At 62.8% G+C, this 20787-nt stretch carries 17 protein-coding genes, 2 pseudogenes and 1 riboswitch; of the genes and pseudogenes, 18 read left to right on the top strand and 1 reads right to left on the bottom strand.

Annotated features, from left to right (window positions below; genetic code table 11):
- Window positions 1-2: 2 nt before the first annotated feature.
- Window positions 3-1331, bottom strand: coding sequence for a S8 family peptidase (locus tag MTAI_RS11835; protein WP_147370701.1), 1329 nt, complete (start codon window positions 1329-1331; stop codon window positions 3-5).
- Window positions 1332-1481: 150 nt separating this feature from the next.
- A riboswitch (cyclic di-GMP riboswitch) is annotated at window positions 1482-1567 on the bottom strand.
- A 498-nt stretch (window positions 1568-2065) separates the two neighbouring features.
- Here MTAI_RS11835 and MTAI_RS11830 point away from each other — a divergent pair.
- From MTAI_RS11830 to ilvA, 18 genes and pseudogenes are all read left to right on the top strand, one after another.
- Complete coding sequence (locus MTAI_RS11830) at window positions 2066-3121, top strand: HD domain-containing phosphohydrolase (protein WP_223299629.1); 1056 nt, start codon at window positions 2066-2068, stop codon at window positions 3119-3121.
- Window positions 3122-3248: 127 nt separating this feature from the next.
- The gene (locus MTAI_RS11825; protein ID WP_027888844.1) at window positions 3249-4082 is read left to right on the top strand and encodes a carbohydrate ABC transporter permease; all 834 of its coding nucleotides are present in this window, start codon (window positions 3249-3251) and stop codon (window positions 4080-4082) included.
- Window positions 4083-4143: 61 nt separating this feature from the next.
- Window positions 4144-4937, top strand: a pseudogene (locus MTAI_RS11820) (carbohydrate ABC transporter permease).
- 80 nt (window positions 4938-5017) lie between these two features.
- The gene (locus MTAI_RS11815) at window positions 5018-6217 is read left to right on the top strand and encodes an ABC transporter substrate-binding protein (protein ID WP_027888842.1); all 1200 of its coding nucleotides are present in this window, start codon (window positions 5018-5020) and stop codon (window positions 6215-6217) included.
- 156 nt (window positions 6218-6373) lie between these two features.
- Window positions 6374-7530: pseudogene (locus tag MTAI_RS11810) on the top strand (integrase core domain-containing protein).
- A gap of 63 nt (window positions 7531-7593) precedes the next feature.
- Window positions 7594-8832: a LeuA family protein gene (locus MTAI_RS11805; protein WP_027886519.1), complete on the top strand. Its 1239-nt coding sequence runs from the start codon at window positions 7594-7596 to the stop codon at window positions 8830-8832.
- Between the two features lie 56 nt (window positions 8833-8888).
- Window positions 8889-10139, top strand: coding sequence for a 3-isopropylmalate dehydratase large subunit (locus tag MTAI_RS11800; protein WP_027886518.1), 1251 nt, complete (start codon window positions 8889-8891; stop codon window positions 10137-10139).
- Complete coding sequence (locus MTAI_RS11795; protein ID WP_027886517.1) at window positions 10132-10635, top strand: LeuD/DmdB family oxidoreductase small subunit; 504 nt, start codon at window positions 10132-10134, stop codon at window positions 10633-10635. The genes MTAI_RS11800 and MTAI_RS11795 overlap by 8 nt, the downstream gene beginning before the upstream one ends.
- 21 nt (window positions 10636-10656) lie before the next feature.
- On the top strand, window positions 10657-10968 hold the full coding sequence (locus MTAI_RS11790; RefSeq protein ID WP_027886516.1) for a paraquat-inducible protein A: 312 nt from the start codon (window positions 10657-10659) through the stop codon (window positions 10966-10968).
- 22 nt (window positions 10969-10990) lie between these two features.
- Window positions 10991-11155 (top strand): lysine biosynthesis protein LysW, encoded by a 165-nt coding sequence (lysW, locus tag MTAI_RS11785; protein WP_027886515.1) that lies wholly within the window; start codon window positions 10991-10993, stop codon window positions 11153-11155.
- A gap of 48 nt (window positions 11156-11203) precedes the next feature.
- The gene (gene lysX, locus MTAI_RS11780) at window positions 11204-12049 is read left to right on the top strand and encodes a lysine biosynthesis protein LysX (protein ID WP_027886514.1); all 846 of its coding nucleotides are present in this window, start codon (window positions 11204-11206) and stop codon (window positions 12047-12049) included.
- 3 nt (window positions 12050-12052) lie between these two features.
- The gene (gene argC / locus MTAI_RS11775) at window positions 12053-13093 is read left to right on the top strand and encodes an N-acetyl-gamma-glutamyl-phosphate reductase (protein ID WP_027886513.1); all 1041 of its coding nucleotides are present in this window, start codon (window positions 12053-12055) and stop codon (window positions 13091-13093) included.
- A gap of 3 nt (window positions 13094-13096) precedes the next feature.
- Entirely contained in the window at window positions 13097-13621 is a 525-nt protein-coding gene (gene yjjX / locus MTAI_RS11770) for an inosine/xanthosine triphosphatase (protein ID WP_027886512.1), read from the top strand.
- 66 nt (window positions 13622-13687) lie between these two features.
- Window positions 13688-14497: a [LysW]-aminoadipate kinase gene (locus MTAI_RS11765; RefSeq protein ID WP_027886511.1), complete on the top strand. Its 810-nt coding sequence runs from the start codon at window positions 13688-13690 to the stop codon at window positions 14495-14497.
- 30 nt (window positions 14498-14527) lie between these two features.
- Window positions 14528-16306: an acyl-CoA dehydrogenase gene (locus tag MTAI_RS11760; RefSeq protein ID WP_027886510.1), complete on the top strand. Its 1779-nt coding sequence runs from the start codon at window positions 14528-14530 to the stop codon at window positions 16304-16306.
- A 242-nt stretch (window positions 16307-16548) separates the two neighbouring features.
- The gene (locus MTAI_RS11755) at window positions 16549-17979 is read left to right on the top strand and encodes a phosphodiester glycosidase family protein (RefSeq protein ID WP_051349778.1); all 1431 of its coding nucleotides are present in this window, start codon (window positions 16549-16551) and stop codon (window positions 17977-17979) included.
- 208 nt (window positions 17980-18187) lie between these two features.
- Window positions 18188-19453, top strand: coding sequence for an N-acetyl-alpha-D-glucosaminyl L-malate synthase BshA (bshA, locus tag MTAI_RS11750; RefSeq protein WP_027886508.1), 1266 nt, complete (start codon window positions 18188-18190; stop codon window positions 19451-19453).
- Window positions 19454-19531: 78 nt separating this feature from the next.
- Complete coding sequence (gene ilvA / locus MTAI_RS11745; RefSeq protein WP_027886507.1) at window positions 19532-20764, top strand: threonine ammonia-lyase; 1233 nt, start codon at window positions 19532-19534, stop codon at window positions 20762-20764.
- Window positions 20765-20787 lie beyond the last annotated feature (23 nt).

Genomic DNA, 20787 nt, shown 5'->3' with positions numbered 1-20787 from the left:
GGTTACCCCCTGGGGAAGCAGGCTGGGTTGCTGGGCTCCACCACTTTGCTTAGATCGACCAGGCCATAGCCGATCTGACTGTCCCAGGTCGAGGGGTTTTGCGCGGCACTTGTGAGACAAGCGCGTACCTGGGCCAGCCGGGCGCTGGGGTTGCTGGGGGGTGTCTGGCGCAGCAGCTGCTGTTGCAACAGATACAGACCGATGGCCCCGCTGATGAAAGGTGCCGAGGCCGAGGTGCCATAGGCCAGGGCATACTCGCCTTGGTTGGGCCCGTGGGCTACCGGCACGCCGGTGCCCGGGGCTACGAACTCGAGCCCCTCACCATAGTTGGAGGCGTAGCCGCTCAGCCAGTGGGCGCGGGCCTGGCTGGCATCGGTGGCCCCTACCGCGATCACGAAAGGAGAGGAGGCAGGGTAACCCACCGTGGGTAAGTCGGCATTGCCGCTCGAGGCCACCACCACCAGGCCTTGCTGGGTTACCTGCTCCAGGACGTGCTCGAGGTAAGGGTCGCTAAAGCCGGGTGCAGAGATGGAAAGGGACAGGTTGACGACCTGGGCTGGCGTGGGGTTGACAAAGAGCTGACCGGCAATTTGGGTGGCTCCGGCGGCGTATTCCAGCGCCTGGGCTATTTGCAGTGTACCGGCCCGCTGGCCGGCATCAAATACCTTGATGGGCAGTACGCGCAGCAGGTTATAGGCCACACCGGCCAAGGCCGTTCCATTGTTGGTAGTGGCAGCGATGATGCTGGCCACCTGCGTGCCATGGCTGGCACCGGTACCGGGCTCGGGCTGTACTGTGCCCCGGGCAGGCCGAGGGTTGTTGAGGTCTTTACCCACCACATCCAACCAGCTATCCGGGGGGGTTAGGTTGGGGGCCAGATCGCTCCGCTGGGTGTACATTCCGGTGTCGATCACGGCGATGACCGGTTTTTGGCAGCTCGCAATGTCCGCTCTCAGCTTTTGCCAGGCCTGTTCGATCTTCATCTGCTGGAATAGGAGGGCCTGCTCTGTCGGGTAGCTGCGGTTGTTGGGGGGTACGGCCAGGGTGGTGGGCTGGTAGAGGTATTCGGGTTGCACGTACTGGCCTAGGCCCTGCTGGTACAGTTTTTGGGCCACTTGGGCTTCCTCTCCCGGCTGGGTGCGGTACAGGCCCCAGCCTCCACCCAGATCCTGCACCCACTGAGCCCCCAGGGTTTGCGCACCGGCGTTGTGGTTTTGCAGGCTCAGCCCTTTTTGCTGATATACCAGCAGCCGCCCCGCTACGTGCGGAACATCAAAGCGGCCCAGCCCCACCTTATTGAACGTCCTGACTGCGCTTCGTGGGCTTTGCACACCGACATCGGCACAAGGGGGGCTGGCCTCAAAACTCGAAAGGCCCTGGCTGGTTGTACACGAGGTTAGGGTCAGGCTGATCCAGCCCGCAATAACGAAGCCGATAAGGCTCCTAACTGTAGGGACTCTCCAGCAAGCAACGGCAGTACTTTTGGGTTCGGCCGGTTGCACCACTGGCTCCCCGTTTCCCTTGGTGCCCAGATTGGGAATCACGGATCATCACCTCCGAACTTGGTTTTTGGTTTGGGATACCGAGACCGGCAGCTACGGCCGGGACGCATACCAGGCTCCGACTGTTCTCGATATCCCGATCCCGCAAAACAGTCTTCAACGCCGCCAAGGTCAGCTCTGCGCAAGCCGCGCATCTGGGGTAAGGTTTGATTGCGATGCTTCCTACAAGCGTTGGCATGGCTGACCACCCAACAGCAGCATAGAGGGGTGGGGGTGGGGGTTGAGTTTAGAAAGCACACAGAAGCGGCTGAGGCTCTTAAGTCCCTTCGCAACGGCTATAACTCCCATAGGAGCTCCCGCTCGCAACCTCTGGGCTATGGGATGGGTGATAAACCAAAAATTCGCTGTGGGAGGCCTTTGGCTTTGTGATCGCTTCCGTATGTGCAAATAAACCAGCAGGTTTTCTGAAATGTAAAATAATAAAAATTTCGCCCTTGTGGAGGATGTTGGTTGAATGCGCCAACAAGCGCTAAGGTTGTGTTGTTGTGAGGGGTGGGCTTTTCGTGCAACTGGAAGACATGACCGTTTTTATTGTGGACGATGAACCATCCAGCGTGGCGTTACTGCAGAGAACCCTCGAGCGTGTAGGATTTTCCCGCATATACGCAACCACCGACCCAACCCGCTTCGAGGAGTTTTTGCAGCGGCTTGATCCCGACGTAATCCTGCTGGATATGCACATGCCGCAGCGGAGCAGCCTGGAGATACTCAGATTTTTACAAGAACGCCGGGAGAACAACGGATATTTACCGGTTCTGGTGCTCACATCCGATGCCACCGCTGAGGCCAAGCACCGGGCCCTCAACCTTGGGGCTGCTGATTTTTTACAAAAGCCCTTTGATCCGCTCGAGGTGGTGCTCCGGGTGCGCCATCTGCTGGAGACCCGCTATTTGCACCTGCGGCTAAAGGACGAGAACCTGCGCCTGGAGGCGGCGGTGCGGGCCCGTACCCAGGAGCTGCATGAAGCCCACCTGGATGTGCTAAAGCGTTTAGCCTATGCAGCAGAGTTTCGCGATGACGATACGGGCGCACACGTACACAGGGTTGCGGAAAACGCGAGCCGATTGGCGCAGAGTTTGGGCTTGGAGGCCGGCTGGGTTGAGGTGATCCGTCGGGCTGCACCCCTGCACGACATTGGTAAAATCGCCATACCAGACGCTATTCTCCGAAAAACCTCCCGACTCACCCCCGAGGAGTACGAGCTGATGAAAAGCCACACCGTGGTGGGTGCGACGATGCTCGAGGGGGGTAGGTCGGTTTACCTGCAAATGGCCCAGCGCATTGCCCGCTCCCACCACGAACATTTTGATGGAAGCGGCTACCCGGACGGCCTGAAGGGCGAGGCCATCCCGTTGGAGGCCCGCATTGTAGCGGTGGTGGATGTGTTCGATGCCCTGGTGAGCCAACGACCCTTCAAGCAAGCCTGGCCGGTGCCGGAGGCTGTGGCAGAAATTAGGCGCCAGGCGGGTTTTCATTTTGATCCCGAAGCGGTTGAGGCGTTCTTGCGGTGCGTTCGTGCCGGGGATGTTTTGCTACCAGAGGCACTGGCGGGTGGGTAGGCCCTCCGCCTGGGGGCAGGCGCTAAGCAGGTCTGCGCAAAAATGCGTAGCGAACACACGAGAACGAGAAGGTGTTTTGATATAGTACCCTGGTGCTGTTTGGCTACGGCTAGACAGGGGATGACCCATGGGCCGCAATAACGCTTTCTGGTTTGCTCTTCCAGCGGTCGCTTCGCTGGGACTGTTTTTGCTATACCCATTTTTGGACGTGCTGCGCTTTTCGACCTGGGACTGGTCGGGGTTGTCGGAGCCTCGGGTGGTTGGCCTCGAGAACTACCGCGACATACTGCGCGACCCGGACTTTTACAACAGCCTGCGCATCACCCTGGTTTTTGGCGTGATGACCTTAGTACCGTTTGTGGTGCTTTCAATTTTGCTGGCCCTGGCCCTGGATGGTCAGCCCTACGAACGCCCTATCAAAGCCCTGCTTTTTTTGCCGGGTTTGGTGACCCTGGGAGGGGCTGCGGTGGCCTGGTACACCCTCTTTTCGCCCGAATACGGCGCCCTGGCTTCGCTGATTCCGGTGCCCCGCTGGGATCAAAGTCCATTTTGGGCCTTAGTCCTGATCATGCTTTTTACCATCTGGCGGCACATTGGCTATGGGGTGCTGGTGGTCTCGGCCCGGCTTAAGGCAATCCCCAAGACCCTGCTCGAGGCCGCCGCTGTGGACGGTGCCACCCCCGCCCAGTCTTTCCGCTTTATCACCCTGCCTCTGCTGCGCCCGGCAATTACATTTCTGGTGGTGATTGGCACCGTTTTGACCCTCCAAGGCTACACGGCGGTGTTTTTGTTGACCCGCGGGGGCCCCTTTGGAGGCACCGAGGTGCTTGGCTACTATCTTTACAAGACGGGTTTCGAAGCGGGCCGGCTCGGCTATGCTGCGGCCCTCACGGTGATCATTTTGCTGTTGACGCTGGCCTTTGCCCTGGCGCAGGCCCGGCTGCTGCGGGAGGAGAAATGAAATTTGGGCTGGTTTTTCTTGCACAACCCAGGCTTGGTGCTTTCCGCGCGGAGGTGTGCCTGTGCGCTGGCTAGGTCATCTGCTGGTGTGGACGGTGGCCTTCCTGGTAGCCCTGCCCTTCATCTGGATGGCCTATGCGGCCTTCATTCCACCCGAGGCGGTTTTTAGTGGCAACATCTTCGGACAACTGGGCTTCAGTCTGGCCAACTTCGAGGTGCTGGGCCGGGAGGGTTTTTGGGAGGGCTTCTGGGGACGCCTGCTGTTCTCGGTGCTCCTGACCGGGAGCGTGACCCTTCTTCAGCTCACCACCGGCTTTCTGGCGGCCTATGCCCTCAAGGAGGGGGCCAGGCTCCTACCGTTTTTTTGGTACTGCTGGCTATTCCGGTTGAACTGCTGCTGGTTCCTTTGTACGGTTTGCTGGTAGGGCTGAAGATTTTAGACACCATCTGGGCTTTGGTGCTGCCCTTTGCGGCCAGTCCGTTCATCGTGTATTTGCTGTTCCAGGGGATGCGCACCGTTCCGGAAGAACTGCTCGAGGCCGCTCGGATTGATGGGGCAGGTCACCGTGTTTTGCTCACGCACATCCTGTTGCCGCTTCTGCGCCCTCAACTGATTGCAGCCGGGGTGCTGGCCTTTGCGGCTCACTGGAACCTGGTGCTATATCCGCGGATTGTAGCGGGTAGTAAGGAACTCAAAACCGTGCAGACCTGGATTACCGACCTGCAGCGCCAGAATCCCGCCGACTGGGGGCCTTTGTCGGCAGCGGCGCTGGCCGCCACCCTGCCCCTGGTGATCATTTACTTGCTTTATGAGCGCCGGATTGTGGAAACCTTTGAAGAAGGCCTCAAAGGGTAAGCCCCTTTTGACGATTCGAACTTTTTTCTCATGCAGGCTATGGCAAACTGAAGCCGGGTGAACCACGGAGGATGAAGCAGATGCGCTGGTTGGTTGTGCTGTTGTTGGGTTTGGGATGGGCCTTGGCCCAGCGCCCGGTCGATATCCCTTTTTGGCATACAGCGGGGCCTCCAGGCCAGGAGCCCCTAGAAGAGATAATCCGCGATTTTAATAGCCGTCAGCGGGACTATCGGATTGTACCTAGCTTTGTGGGGGACTACCGCGAGGGGGGCCTAAAGCTCCTGGCGGCGCTACGCTCTGGAGGAGCGCCGGCGCTGTTTCACGCTGAGATATCCTTCCTCGGTCGGATGGTTCAGGACAATGTGGCCCAGCCCCTGGACGAGTACCTCGGCAACCTACCCGGGGATTTTTACCCCGGATTTTTGGAGACCGGCAGGCTACGGGGCCGTACCTATGGGCTGCCGATAGGCCTCTCGGTGCCGGTGTTTTTCTACAACGCCGATCAGTTTGCTGCGAGGGGGTTGGGCGTTCCGCGCACCTGGAACGATGTGGTCACAGCGGCGCAGCGCCTAACCACCCGGGCCGCCAAGGGTTACACGGTCTCGAGCGACATCTACAGCTTTGTGGTGCTGGTGATGAGCCGCGGAGGGTCTATCGTGGACAGCCAGGGCCGCCCGGATTTTACCAACCCCAAGGTGGTGGAGACCCTCGAGTTCTTGCAGGACATGGTGCGGAAAAACATATCCCAGAGCCGGAACATCGCCGAAGCCCAGTTCTCCGTTGCCGACTTTTTGCGCACCAAAACCTTTATGGGCATCGCACCCATTACCTTGTGGCCGCTGATCGAAAACCGTGCCCCTATCCCTTTCAGGCTCGGGGTGGCGCCAGTGCCCCGTGTGGAGGGTGGAAAAGTGCCGCTGGCCGGTGGCAGCTTAGTGGTGCTCCGCGGGGCTAGCGAGCAGCAGGCCCGCGGTGCTGTGGCCTTCTGGCGCTTCGCTATGGAGCCGGCCAACATCGCCAAATGGGTCAAGGCCACCTACTACATGCCCATGCGCCGGGCTGCTCAGCCTTTGCTGGAAGACTTTTACAAAGAAGACCCCCGTCGTCGGGTGGCCTTCAGCCAGGTAGAGCACGCCGATGTTTGGCTACAGGATCCCGAGTTTACCATCTGGTACAGCTTCCTGGAGGATGCCCTCGAGCGCGCCCTGAAAGGCAACGCCAACGCTAAGCAGGTGCTGGAAGAGGCCCAGCGCCGCGCCAACAGCGTTGAGCGCCGCTGACAGAGCCGCTGGTCTGGGGGCAGCCGCCAACGTGCTCTGACGAGGGAGACGGTGCAGAGAAGACAAGATTACACCGTCTGTGCTCGGCCGGATACATGTGAGACTCTGAGCGAAAGAGAATAGGGGGAACCGACTCTGGAAAGGAGGTTCCCCCAGATGCAGCTTACTACAGTTGGAAAACCCCTGCTCAAAGCCGCCAACCAAGCCAGCCAGCTCGAACAAGCAGGCGCCGGCGACCCCGTCGTGGCCGAGCGCCTGCGGAAGCTCAAACTGGTAGAGACCCTCAGAAAAAAGAAAGTTCCCTGGGACGAAGTCCAAAAGCTGGTAGGCATCAGCAAGGCCACCTACCACCGCTGGAAAAAAAGACTCGAAGAACAAGACCTTGCCGGCCTCAAACCCAAAAGCCGCAAACCCAGGAAGCTGCGCCGGAAGGTACACTGGAAACCCGATGTCCTCATACGCATAGAGCGGCTGCGCAAACAAAACCCCACCTGGGGCCGCTGGCGCATCGGGCAGAGACTGCACAGAGAGGGCTACACCCTAAGCGAACGCACGGTAGGACGCATCCTGAGCTACCTGGAGCGAAGCGGCCGGGTGGAGCCGGTGAGCGCTTTCCTGGCCAGAAACCGTAAGGCCCGTTTGCGCAGGAAGAGCCAGCGGCCCTATGCCCGGAGGAAGCCCGCGGAGTACACGGCGCTGCGGCCTGGGGATCTGGTACAGGTGGATACGCTGTGGGTGGATCTGGGGGACGGGACGGGTCTGCGGCAGTTTACGGCGGTGGACACGGTAAGCCGCTGGGGGACGGCGGGGGTGTACAGCCGGGCGAGTGCTAAGACGGCGCTGGATTTTCTGCAGCAGCTGGTGCGGCGATGTCCTTGTGTCATCCGTGCGATCCAGGTGGATGGGGGCAGCGAGTTCATGGCGGAGTTTGAGGAGGGTTGTCGGGTATTGGGGATAGAGCTTTTTGTTTTGCCGCCGAGGAGTCCGAAGCTGAACGGGATGGTAGAGCGGCTGCAGCGGACGTTTCGGGATGAGTTTTACACGCGGGCTTTACCGCTGGGGATAGAGGCTATTCAAGGGGAGCTGGAGGGTTATCTGGAGCACTACAACCTGCACCGGCCGCACATGGCCCTGGGGGGGTTGGCGCCGGTGGAGTACCTGGCTAAGCTACAGGAGGTGTCGGTTCCCCTGGAGTCTCAAATGTATTGACCGATTACACCGTCTTGACAGCAATCACAGTGCATGGGTACACTGCCCCCTGGGATGATCTTAAGTGCAAAAAAATCCAGTGCCGGGAGGCTAGTCTGAGCTAGCCCGCGCACTGCGTATCCCGGCCCGCACACAGCTTGCGGGCGGTTTTTTTTATGAGGGAGTTTATGTCAGCGCCCACCCAAGCCCACCGCATTGAAATTGTGGATACCACCTTCCGTGACGGCCAGCAGTCACCGCTTTTGTTCGATACCGAGAAGTACCGCTTCACGCTGGAAGAGAAGAAGGTTCTGATGACCGGCTTGCTCGAGCTGGGGGTCACCCACTTCGAGTTTTTTTCACCGGTGGTGGGGGTGGCCGAGGCGCGGGATGTGCGAGAGCTAATAGCCCATGCCAGCGCCCTCACCCAGAAGCCCCTTCGCTTCCTGGCCCACTGCCGTTGCAACCTGGAAGACATCGAGCGGGCGCTCGAGACCGGCTGCAACGGTCTGAACCTCTACCTGGGGGTCTCGCCCCTGGCCCAGCAGCACAATGCCCAAAAATCCCTGGAGGAATCGGTTCAACTGGCCCAGGAGGTGATCGCTGCTACCCGCAAAGCCCACCCCAACCTGTATATCCGATTTAGCGCCGAAGATGCTTTCCGCACCCCGCTCGAGGACATCTTTCGCCTCTACGACGCCATTTACCCCTACGTAAATACCCTGGGCATGCCCGATACCGTGGGCATTGCCGAGCCCGAGGACGTGAGCGCTGTGGTGGCCCAGCTGCGCCAGCGCTATCCCAAGGCCGCGCTCGAGTGCCACTTCCACAACGACCGGGGCCTGGCCCTGGCCAACGTAATTGCCGCGGTACGGGCTGGGGTGCGTTATGTGGATGCCTCTATCTGGGGGTTGGCTGAGCGTTCGGGCATCCCCTCGGTAACGGGGGTGCTCTTCAACCTCTCGAAGCGCTACCCTGAGATAGCCCAGCAGTACAACCTGAGCCAGTGCTATCCCCTCAACGTGCTGATGGCCTCTATTCTGGGAACCCTGGTGCCCTACACCGAGCCGGTCTCGCTTACCAACCGCACCCATACCGCTGGCGTGCACCAGAAAGCTGTTCTAAACGAAAAGAAAGTCTATGAGGCCCACAACCTGCACGACTTTGGGGTGGACAAAAACCAGTTGCTGCTGGGGCCCCTGTCGGGCTGGAACCTGATTTACTACTATCTGAAAGAAGTGGAAGGCTTTGTGATCAGTAAGGAGCAGGCCAAGCAGATCGCCCAGGAGTTCAAGGGTCGTACCAGCGAGATTGGGCGCTGGAAGAAACCCGAGGAGCTTTTGCTGGAAATTGCCGAGGCCCATGGTTTGCTGCGCCATACCCTACCCGAGGAGGTGCCCACGGCGCGGCTGGAGAACCTGGATTGAGGGGCCTATTCGGCCTGCGAGGTTTCGATGTACAGCTACAGCGATAGGAGGGGGTGATGGGACTAACTTTAGCGGAAAAAATCCTTTCTCGGCGGGCGGGTCGTCCGGTCGAAGCGGGTGAGTTGGTGGTGGTGGAGGTAGACCAGGTGATGGTGGTGGACTCCATCGCCGGGAGCTTTTTCAAGCGACTGGAGCAGCTGGGTGCCGCACCGCGCTTCCCGGAGAAGATCGCCATTGTGATTGACCATGTGGCCCCCGCCGCCAACGTCGAGGTAGCCAAGGCCCAGCAGGAGATCCGGGCCTGGGGCAACCGGTATGGCTGCCGGGTCTTCGACGTGGGGCGGGGTATCTGCCACCAGGTGCTGGTGGAGGAAGGCCTGGCTTTGCCGGGGGGTATCGTGCTGGGATCGGACAGCCACTCCACCACCTATGGCGGCATCGGCTGCTTTGGCAGTGGGATGGGGGCCACCGATATCGCCCTGGCTGCGGCCTCGGGGCGCACCTGGCTGCGCGTGCCGGAAACCGTCAAGGTCACCTTCCGGGGGCAGCTCGCACCGGGCGTGACCGCCAAGGACGCGGCCCTCGAGATGATCCGGGTGCTGACCGCCGATGGGGCTACCTACATGAGCATCGAGATACACCTGATAGACGGGGCCGAGGCCCTGAGCCGTAGCCAGCGCCTGACCCTGGCCAACCTCACGGTAGAGGCTGGGGCCAAGTGCGGGCTGGTGGTGCCCAGCGGCGAGATTCTGGAGCTGTACGAGGTGCCCGACTGGCTCTACCCCGACCCCGATGCCGTGTATGCCAAGGAGGTCGAGATCGACCTCTCGCGCCTGACCCCGCGCGTCTCGGTGCCATTTTATGTAGACAACGTCGAGGAAGTGGCGAAGGTGAAGGGTAAGAAGGTGGATCAGGTTTTTGTGGGTACCTGCACCAACGGACGGCTGGACGACCTGCACCAGGTGGCCGAGGTGCTCAAAGGCCGCAAGGTGGCGCCGGGGGTGCGGATGCTGGTGATACCGGCCAGTTCGCAGGTACTCGAGGCGGCCACCAGGGATGGCACGCTCCTAACTATCCTGCAAGCCGGGGCCACCTTGGGCACCCCAGGCTGCGGGCCCTGTATGGGGCGGCACCAGGGTGTGCTGGCCCCCGGGGAGGTGTGCGTGAGCACCTCCAACCGCAACTTTAGAGGCCGCATGGGTGCAGCGGATGCCGAGATCTACCTGGCCTCGCCCCGGGTGGCCGCTGCCTCGGCGGTGGCCGGATACATCACCACCCCGGAAGAGCTGGAGGTGTCCCATGCCTAGGGTTTGGAAGTTTGGCGATGCCATCAACACCGACGACATTTTGCCCGGTAAGTATGCCCCTTTCATGGTGGGTGAGGATAAGTTTCACACCTATGCTTTTGCCCACCTTCGCCCCGATTTTGCCTCCAACTACCAGCCGGGCGATATCCTGGTTTGCGGCAAGAACACCGGCCTTGGTTCTTCGCGCGAGTACGCCCCGGAGGCCCTGCGCAAACTGGGCTTGCAGGCCATTATCGCCAAGAGCTACGCCCGCATCTTCTACCGCAACCTGGTCAACCTGGGCATCATGCCCTTTGAGGCCCCGGAGGTGGTGGAGGTTTTGCAGGACGGCGACGAGGTGGAGCTGGACTTCGAGCGGGGTCTTTTGCGCCGTGGAGCCGAGACCTTCCAGCTTCGCCCGCCCCCGGCTTTTCTGCTGGAAGCCCTCAAAGAGGGCAGCATCCTGGAGTACTACCGCAAGTATGGGCGGTTTCCCGGTGAAGGGCTTGAAGGGTAAACTGGGGCGGTTGAGGCCTTTATGGAAGATATAGAAGTGATCTGTCCGGTATGCAACGAGCCCAACTACCTGCCCGCTGAAGACCTCGAGGAGCTCACACCCGATGATTACCTCGAGTGCGAGTCCTGCGGGGCCTACCTGCAAGTTCTTTCAACCGACCCGCTCGAGGTGGTGGTCATTGAAGATGGTGAAGAGGGTTTTTTTGTAGACTGCCCCGAGTGCGGCCTGACCTTCGAGGTGGATGGCGGCGAAGAAGAGGTGGTATGCCCGGAGTGCGGGCATCGTTTTGCGCCGGACTGGTCGGAAATAGACGAGGAAGACGATCTGGAATAGCTTCGAGATGGGAGGAGAAATTATGACGGCTGAGTGCGTGGAATGTGGAAGCCCAATCGAACTGGAGAACCCCGAGCTGGGGGAGCTGGTGGTTTGTGAGACCTGTGGTGCGGAGCTCGAGGTGGTGGGGTTGGAGCCCCTCAAGCTACAGACGGCCCCCGAGGAAGCGGAGGACTGGGGCGAGTAAATAGCACCTGGGAGCGGGCTTGCCGGCCTGCTCCCGGCCCCCAATGCTATGCTGGCGATTCTGTACGACCGCATCCGCCCCGACGAGGAGATGCTCTTCAAGGCTGCTGAGGGGCTGGGCATTCCTTTCAAGAAAATCTACGCCAAGCAGATGCCCATGCGCCTGGGGGAACGCCCGCCGGAGCTCGAGGGCGTTACCTGTGCGGTGGAGCGACTGGTCTCGCAGAGCAAGGGCCTGGCCGTCTCGCGCTACCTCAAAAGCCTGGGGATTCCGGTGGTGAACGCCCCGGAAGTGATCGAGGTGTGCGGGGACAAGTGGGCCACGAGCTGTGCCCTGGAGGCCCACGGGGTGCCCCAGCCCAAGACCGCCCTGGCCACCGAGGCCGAGGAAGCCCTCAAGCTGATCGAGCAGATGGGCTACCCGGTGGTGATGAAGCCGGTGGTGGGGAGCTGGGGCCGCCTGCTCTCGCTAATCCGCGACCGCGACGCCGCCGAAACGGTGATTGAGCACAAGGAGGTGCTGGGGGGCTACCAGCACCAGCTTTACTACATACAGGAGCTGGTGGACAAAGGAGGCCGGGACATCCGGGCCTTTGTGGTAGGGGATACCTGCATCGCGGCCATCTACCGCTCCTCGAGCCACTGGATTACCAACACCGCCCGCGGTGGGAAGGCCTCCAACTGCCCGGTGACCCCTGAGCTGGCCGAGCTGGCGGTTCGGGCGGCCCGGGCGGTGGGGGGTGGGGTGGTGGCCATCGACCTTTTCGAGTCGCCTCGAGGCCTGCTGGTCAACGAGGTCAACCACACCATGGAGTTCAAGAACTCGGTCAGCACCACCGGGGTGGACATCCCGGCCAGGATACTGGAGTACGCCTGGAGCCTGCGTTTGCGTTAGGGTATGAGCGAGAAAAAGACGGTTTCGATTGTGGGTGCCTCCGGCTACGCCGGGGGGGAGTTTTTGCGCCTGGCCTTGGGGCACCCCTACCTCGAGGTCAAACAGGTGACCTCGCGCAGGATGGTAGGGGATCCCGTAACGTTGGTGCACCCCAACCTGCGGGGCCGCACCAACCTGAAGTTTGTAGACCCGGCCAGCCTCGAGCCCTGCGATATTCTGGTGCTTTCCATGCCGCACGGGGTGGCGGCCAGGGAGTTTGAGAAATACCAGCACCTGGCCCCCGTCATCGTGGATTTGTCGGCGGACTTTCGCCTGAAGAACCTGGATCTGTACAAGAAATACTACGGCGAGGACCACCCCCGCCCCGACCTGGTGGGCCAGTGGGTCTACGCCAACCCCGAGCTGTACCGCGAGGCCCTCAAGACCGCCAACTACATCGCCGGCTGCGGCTGCAACGCCACCGCCACCATCCTGGGCCTCTATCCCTTGCTGCAGGAGGGCCTGCTGGCCCCGGGGCCCATCTTCACCACGGTGCTGATCTCCACCAGCGCCGCCGGGGCCGAGCCCAGCCTGGCCTCGCACCACCCCGAACGCGCGGGCAGCCTGCGGGCCTACAAGCCCACCGGCCACCGCCACACCGCCGAAATACGCGAGAACCTGCCGGGCCACCCCGAACTCCACCTGACCGCCATCGCCACCGACCGGGTGCGCGGCATCCTGATGACCGCCCAGACCTTTTTGCGTCCGGGCCTGAGCGAAAAAGAGGTCTGGGGGGCCTACCGCAAGGTCTACGGGGCGGAGCCTTTCATCCGTATGGTCAAGCTCAAGAAGGGCATCCACCGCTACCCCGACCCCAAGATGGTGGAGGGCACCAACTACTGCGATGTGGGCTTCGAGCTGGAAGAGGAGACCGGGCGGCTGGTGGTGATTGCGGCCATCGACAACCTGGTCAAGGGCACCGCCGGCCACGCCCTGCAAAGCCTGAACATCCGCATGGGCTGGCCCGAGACCGCGGGCCTCGAGTTCAGCGGGCTGCATCCGTAGGCCATGGTCGTTGTCGGCAGCACCAACCCGGCCAAGCTCGAGCCCGTGCGCCTTGTGTTCGCAGAGGTGTTTCCGGGGCTGGAAGTTCGCGGGGTGGAGGTGCCCAGCGGGGTGCGGGCCCAGCCGATTGGCTACGATGAGACCCTGCAGGGGGCCTTAAACCGGGCCCGGGCGGCCCTGGCCCAGCCCGGTGCAAGCTGGGGGTTGGGGCTGGAAGCCGGGGTGGAGTTCAATGGGCAGGGGAGCTGGCTCTTCAACATTGCGGTGATTTTGCGGGCCGATGGGCGGCGGGGCCTGGCCCGCGGCGGCTCGGTTTTGCTGCCCCCGCAGGTGGGGGAGCGCCTCTTTAGAGGCGAGGAACTGGGCCTCATCATGGACGACCTGGTGGGAAAAAAAGACACCAAAAAGGGCAGCGGTGCGGTGGGCATCCTCACCCTTTCGCGCGTCGAACGGGTGGAGTTCTGGCGGCACACCCTCGAGCTGGCCCTGCCCCCTTTTCTGCGCCCGGAGCTTTATCCGCTGGAGTAAAACATGGAGCGGCATTTCCCCGATGTGTACAAAAAATCGGTATGATGGCGGGCTAGAGGTTGGGCGATGATTGTAGTCAAGGTAGGCGGTTCGGAAGGTATCAACTACGAGGCGGTGGCGAAGGACGCCGCTTCGCTCTGGAAGTCGGGCCAGAAACTTATCATTGTGCACGGGGGCAGCAGCGAGACCAATAAAATCGCCGAGGCCCTGGGCCACCCGCCGCAGTTTCTGACCCACCCCGGCGGCCTCACCAGCCGCCTCACCGACCGGAAGACCCTGGAAATATTCGAGATGGTCTACTGCGGCCTGGTGAACAAGCGCATCGTGGAGCTGTTGCAGAAAGAGGGCGTCAATGCGGTGGGCCTTTCGGGGCTGGATGGGCGCATCTTTGAGGGCAAGCGCAAGGACGCGGTCAAGTACATCGAAAACGGCAAAATCAAGATCCACCGGGGCGACTACACGGGCTCGGTGGAAAAGGTGAACACGGCCCTGCTAAACCTGCTCTTGGAGGCGGGCTACCTGCCGGTGCTCACCCCGCCGGCCATCTCCTACCAGGGCGAGGCCATCAACACCGACGGCGACACCGCGGCCGCCCTGCTGGCAACGGCCTTCAAAGCCGAGGCGCTGCTGCTCCTTTCCAACATTCCGGGCCTTTTGGCCAACTTTCCCGACGAGTCGAGCCTGATCCGCGAGATTCCGGCAGCCCGGGTGGGCGACCCCCAGTACATGAGCGTGGCCCAGGGGCGCATGAAGAAAAAGGTTCTGGGGGCGGTGGAGGCGGTGCAGGGTGGGGTGGGCCGGGTGGTGTTTGGCGACGCCCGCATCGAGCAGCCCATCTCGGCGGCGCTGGCGGGGGCTGGCACGGTGGTGCGGTAAGCTCGAGCCAGGCGGTACAATCGCCCCAATATGGACAGGCTCATCTCCCGGCGCGACCTCGAGTTCCTGCTGTACGAAGTGCTGGACGTGGAGGCCCTCACCCAGCGCGAGCGCTACCGCGACCATAGCCGCGAAACCTTCAAAGATACCCTGGATGTGGCTTATCGCATCGCGGTTGAACACTTCGCCACCCACAACAAGAAAAACGACCAGGAAGAGCCCTGGTTCGACGGCGAGCGGGTGCACACCAACCCCGAGGTCAAGGCGGCCCTCGAGGCCTACCGCCAAGCGGGCCTGTTTGCGGCCACGCACGACTACGCGCTGGGCGGCATCCAACTGCCCTACGTGATTGCCACGGCCTGCGGTGCTTTGTTCAAGGCGGCCAACATCGCCACCGCCAGCTTCGCCCTGCTGACCGCGGGCAACGCCAACGTGCTTCGCAAGTACGGCTCGCCAGCCCAGCAGAAGAAATACCTGCTGCCCCAGCTCGAGGGCCGCTTCTTTGGCACCATGTGCCTCTCCGAGCCCCACGCCGGCTCCTCCCTCACCGACCTCCTGACCCGCGCCGAACCCCAGGCGGATGGCACCTACCGGCTCAACGGCTCCAAGATGTGGATTTCCGGGGGTGACCACGAGATTGCCGAGAACATCGTGCACCTGGTGCTGGCCAAGATTCCCGGAGGCCCCCCTGGCGTCAAGGGGATATCGCTCTTCATCGTGCCCAAGTACCTGGTGCACGACGATGGCCGCCTGGGGCCCCGCAACGGGGTGCGGGTGGCCGGCCTCAACCACAAGATGGGCTACCGGGGGATTCCCAACTGCTTGCTGAGCCTCGAGGACGCGGTGGGTGAGCTGGTGGGGGCGCCGCACCAGGGCCTGTCCTACATGTTCACCATGATGAACGAGGCCCGCATTGGTGTGGGCATGGGTGCCATGGCGCTGGCCTACACCGGCTACCTGCACGCCCTGGAATACGCCCAGACCCGCACCCAGGGCCGTCGTATGCACGACAAAAACCCGGCCAGCCCCGCGGTTCCCATCATCCAGCACCCCGATGTGCGCCGCATGCTGATAATGCAAAAAGCCTACGCCGAGGGCTGCTTGCACCTGTGCCTGTATGCGGCCCGGCTGGTCGACGAGGAGCGCACCGCCCCTACCCCCGAGGCGGCCGAGCAGGCCCGTCTGCTGCTCGAGGTGCTCACCCCGGTGGTCAAGGGCTGGTCGAGCGAGCTGGGTATACGGGCCAACGAGCTGGCCATTCAGGTGCACGGGGGCTATGGCTACACCCGCGACTACAACGTCGAGCAGTTCTACCGCGACAACCGCCTCAACGCCATCCACGAGGGCACCAACGGCATCCAGGCCCTCGACCTGCTGGCGCGCAAGGTGGGGATGCAGGAGGGGTTGGGCTTCCGGCTGTGGGCGCAGGAGGTCGAACGAACCATCCAGGCCAGCCGGGACACCCACGCCCTGCGGCCTTACGCCGAAGCCCTCGAGCAGGCCCTGAAGACCACCGCCCAGGTCACCCAGCAACTGCTGAACAAAGCGGCCCAGGGGGAGGTGGAACGGGCTTTTGCCAACTCGTTTGCCTATCTGGAGCTGTTCGGCACCGTGACGCTGGCCTGGCTGTGGCTGGAGCAGGCGCGCAAAGCGTTGGGAAAGGAAGGGGCTTTTTACCGGGGCAAGCTCGAGGCCGCCCGCTACTTTTTCCTCTACGAGCTCGACAAGGTGCCCCTGCTGGCTGAAAGGTTGATGCGCCTGGACGATGTGTTTTTGTACCCCGAGCAGGACTGGTTGACCACAGATTAAACCCATCGCACTCTCTTCCAAGGGGCGGTATCGCCCTCTGCTACGCGGATAACTTCGGTCGGGTTGGTTCGGCACCGGAAGGCGGCGAACTAACCGAATCTGGTATAAGGAGGCTCGATTGAGTCTTTGCCCATCTTTGCGAAACCAATATGGTTTGAAATAGAGCCATGGTGCGTTGGTGGATGATTCTTTTGACGCTTTGGGGTGTGGCCTATGCGCAAACCCCGCCTTCCACAACCCCGATGCTGCCGGCTTCCAGGCTGGGGCTGGGTGTGACCCAGGAGAACGGGGCCATCACCTTTCGCAAAGCCGAGCTGAGCTTTACCTACGTGGAGGGCCTGGGCTGGATACCCCCATTGGAGGCCGGCCTGCCCCCACCCCAGGGGGCCATGCTGCCGGTAGAGGTGGTTCGGGCAGTGGGCCTGGTGGCGGCACCGGAGGCTGGGGTGCGCTACTCGGCCAGCGCCAACCGCTTGCGCCTGGTCTTCGATCTGCCGGAGGGCGATGCGGTGCAGCCCGCCCCTTCCGACCTGGCCCCTTACCCCGGCTCCCTCGAGCTGAGCCTGCCCTACTTTGCGCCGGGCCTCGAGGCTGTGCGGCCTGCCGGGGTGGGGATAGAGGCCCGCTACGAGTTGCAAAGCACCCTGCTCAGGGTGCAGGCCCCGCCGGGCCGCTTCTACCGCTACCGCACTTTTTTGCTTACCAACCCCCGCCGCTATGTGCTGGATGTTTACTACCTCGAGCCCGAGCGCCAGGAGGCCCTTGTGCCGGGCTTCCGCTACCGCGAGCTGTGGGCCTGGGCGCCCGAGCCGGTGCGCATGTACTGGCTCGAGGCCGCGCCCGGTAGCTGGCGCATGGAGCCGGTGGGCCGCCCCGGCGAGCGCAGGGTGTTACCGGAGATGGCCCCAGGGGCCCTGGCCATCCTGAACGGGGGCTACTTCGATGGCCGCACCGGAACCCCCATTGGCCTCTGGGTGCGCGGGGGCGTGCCCCTGAGCTTTCCCTATGGGCGCAGCACGCTGTTCTGGCAAGACGACAACATATTTGCTGGGCGGCCGCAGTTTGCCGCCTCGGTGCAGCTCATGGATGGGCGCAGCATTCGGGTGGGGGTCAACCTGAGCCGGGCGAGGTACACGGCGCACACCCTGGCCGGGCCCGTGGGGCGTCCGGGTGAGAACGTGCACATCGTGCAGGGCGACCGGATTGTTGCCACCTACCCTGCCCCGCACGAACTTCCCGAGGGCTACTGGGCGCTCACCTTTCCCGCCGACGCCCCCATCGCCCGCACCGGCGATACCCTGCGGCTGATGATCAGCCTCGAGCCCCCAATCAATTATGCGCTCGAGGCCGGCCCTTTGCTTATCCAAAGCGGGGCCAACGTTTTCGACCCCAACGCCGAGCCCTTCCGCGACCGCGCCCCGGTAGAGGCGCTGGCGGCCCAGTCGGTGGTGGCCTGGTCGCAGGAGGGGGCGCTCTACTTTATCGTGACCGAGCCCATGCGCCCCGAGGCGCTGGCCCGGGTGCTGCAGGAGCAGGGCTTCTGGGGGGCCATCCGCATGGATGGCGGGGGCTCGGCCCAGCTCTGGGTGCAGGGGCGCTTGCGCAACCCGGCGGGCAGCCTGCTGGGGGTGCGCCCGGTGGTGAGCGGGCTGGCGCTTTATCCCAAACCATAAAACGGCATTCGTAAAAACCAGCCCCTGCTGCACTTGGTGGCTCTTAGTACAATTTGGAGGTGGGGCTCTCGGCATTTTCTCACATCTGCACTTTAAGCTCAGTGAGCCCCCTATCTGAAGTTGCGCTGACCCGGTTCATGCAGTATGGAGCACAGCCTTTAGGGGGTGTCCCGTTCCGAATCTTGAGCTAACCCGAACAGGAGGTTTTATGAACATCGCAATTCTTTGTCACGCCAGCGCAGGGGGTTCGGGTGTGGTGGCGACTGAGCTGGCCCTGGCCCTGGCGGGCCTGGGGCATAGTGTGCATCTGGTGGCTACCGAACGGCCCTTTCGCCTGACTGAAGAACGGCTTAACCAGCTTGGTCTTAGCAGCAACCTGCGCTCGATGGGCCAGAACCCGGTGGGTGGGCTGGGCCGCATTTTTCAGGCTTCCAAACAGAGCGTGGCCCGCTGGCTGGGTTTGCTTAAAAAGCCGTTGCGGGCTGGCTCCCTCAACTTCCATCAGGTGCTGAGCGCCGACTACCCCTTGTTCCAGGAGCCGCTCACCCCCCTGACGGCGGCCAACTCCATTGCCGAGCTCATCGAACGTTTCAAAATCGATCTGGTACACGCCCATTACGCCATTCCACATGCTACGAGCGCCATTCTGGCCCGTGAGATGGGGCTGGAGATCAAGGTAGTTACCACCCTGCACGGCACCGACGTTACCCTGGTCGGGCGTGAGCCGGCTTTTGCCAAGACCACCCAGCACGCGGTGCGCAGCTCGGACGCGGTGACGGCGGTTTCCCGTGCGCTGGCCGAGGAGGCCCGTGTCCAGCTGGGGGTGGAGCGCGAGATTGAGGTGATCTACAACTGGGTAGACCCCGAGCGCTTCCAGCCCAACAGAGACCCGGCCTACCGGGCCCGCTTTGCCCAGCCCGAGGAGGCCATCGTGCTGCATGTCTCCAACTTCCGGGCGGTCAAGCGCCCGCTGGATGCGCTGCGGGTGTTTGCCGGTATCCTCGAGCGGATGCCGGCCCGCATGCTGATGATTGGGGATGGGCCCCTGCGCCAGGAGTGCATTGAGCTGGCCGATGAGCTGGAGATCGCCGGGCGGGTGCAGTTTTTGGAATCCACGCCCAGCATCGAGAAGTTCATGAGCGTGGCCGATCTTTTGCTGGTACCTTCTGAACAGGAATCCTTCGGCCTGGTGGCCCTGGAAGCCATGGCCAGCGGGGTGCCGGTGGTGGCGAGCCGGGTGGGTGGGCTGCCCGAGCTGATTGAAGAGGGTAAAACCGGTTTCCTGCGGCCCATGGGGGATATACCGGCGATGCTCGAGGCCAGCCTGGAGATCCTTACCAACCGAGCCCGCCGCCGCGCCATGGGTGAGGCGGCCCGCGCACGGGCCATCGAGCACTTCCGCCCCGAGGTGGTGCTACCCCGGTACCTCGAGGTCTACGAGCGAACCCTCGAGCGAAACCTAACCGATGCCTGATGGGCCCGGAGATCGAGCGTAAATTTCTCTAGGATGCAGGTAAACCAGCGGTGGGGCGCTTGGCGATACAATCACCGCATGGCAGTTCGCTTTGAAGACATCCAGGCCGCCCGTGCGGTCATTCACAAGGTTATTGCGCCCACCCCCACCCTTCCCGACCCGCTCACCTCCGACGAGCTAGGGGCCCAGGTTTTTGTGAAGGCGGAGTGCTTACAGCGCGCTGGCTCTTTCAAGATTCGCGGAGCCTATCACAAAATTGCCGCCCTCACCCCCCAGGAAAAATCCCGTGGGGTGATCGCCCCTTCGGCCGGCAACCATGCCCAGGGGGTGGCCCTGGCCGCAGCCCTGCAGGGCATCTGTTCGGTGATCGTGATGCCCCAGCACGCCCCCCTCACCAAGGTGGTGGCCACCCGCCGCCTGGGGGCCGAGGTGGTGCTTTATGGGGCCAGCTTCGACGACGCGGTGGCCCACGCCCACGAGCTGCAGCAGCAGCACGGCTACACCTATGTGCACGCCTTCAACGACGAAAAGATCATCGCCGGACAGGGCACCATTGGCCTCGAGCTGCTCGAGGCCCTGCCCAACCTGGACGTGCTGGTGGTGCCCATCGGCGGGGGTGGGCTGATTGGGGGGATTGCCCTGGCGGTCAAGCACCTGCGCCCGCAGACCCGGATTGTGGGGGTGCAGGCGGCGGGCTGTGCGCCGGTCAATCCCTCGCTCAGGGCCGGGCATCCGGTGAGCGTGCCGGTGGCCCAGACCATCGCCGACGGCATTGCGGTCAAACGTCCAGGGGAGCTTACCCTCCCCCTCATCCAGCAGTACGTAGACCAGGTGCTCGAGGTCACCGACGACGAGATCGCCCGCGGCATCGCACACTGCGCCCAGAACCTCAAGCTGGTGGTGGAAGGGGCCGGGGCCGCCGGGATGGGGGCCCTCCTGGCCGGTAAGGTGCCGGTGCAGCCCGGCCAGACCGTGGCCACGGTGCTGTGTGGGGGCAATATCGATGGCAACCTGCTTTCCCGCGTGATTGAGCAGGTGATGGTGCGGCAGGGCCGCTACCTGCTGCTCAAGCTGGCGGTGGTGGACCGGCCGGGGGCCCTGGCGCGGGTGGTGGATCACGTGGCGGCCGCCGGGGCCAACATCATCGACATCTTCCACCGCCGGGCGCTCTGGCTGGCCCCGCTGGGCAAGGTGGGGGTGGAGCTGGTGCTGGAGGTGCGCGACGCCGAGCACGGCGAAGAGGTGATGGCGAGGCTCGAGCAGGCCGGCTACCACCCCGAGCGGGAACGGGTGGGGGAGTGGCCGGACTGATCCTCATTCCTGCGCCTTAGACT

It is taken from the genome of Meiothermus taiwanensis WR-220, from assembly GCF_003568585.1.
Lineage (GTDB): Bacteria > Deinococcota > Deinococci > Deinococcales > Thermaceae > Meiothermus > Meiothermus taiwanensis.
The sequence above is the reverse complement of the archived record's forward strand: the minus strand, read 5'-3'. Positions and strand labels throughout refer to the sequence as shown.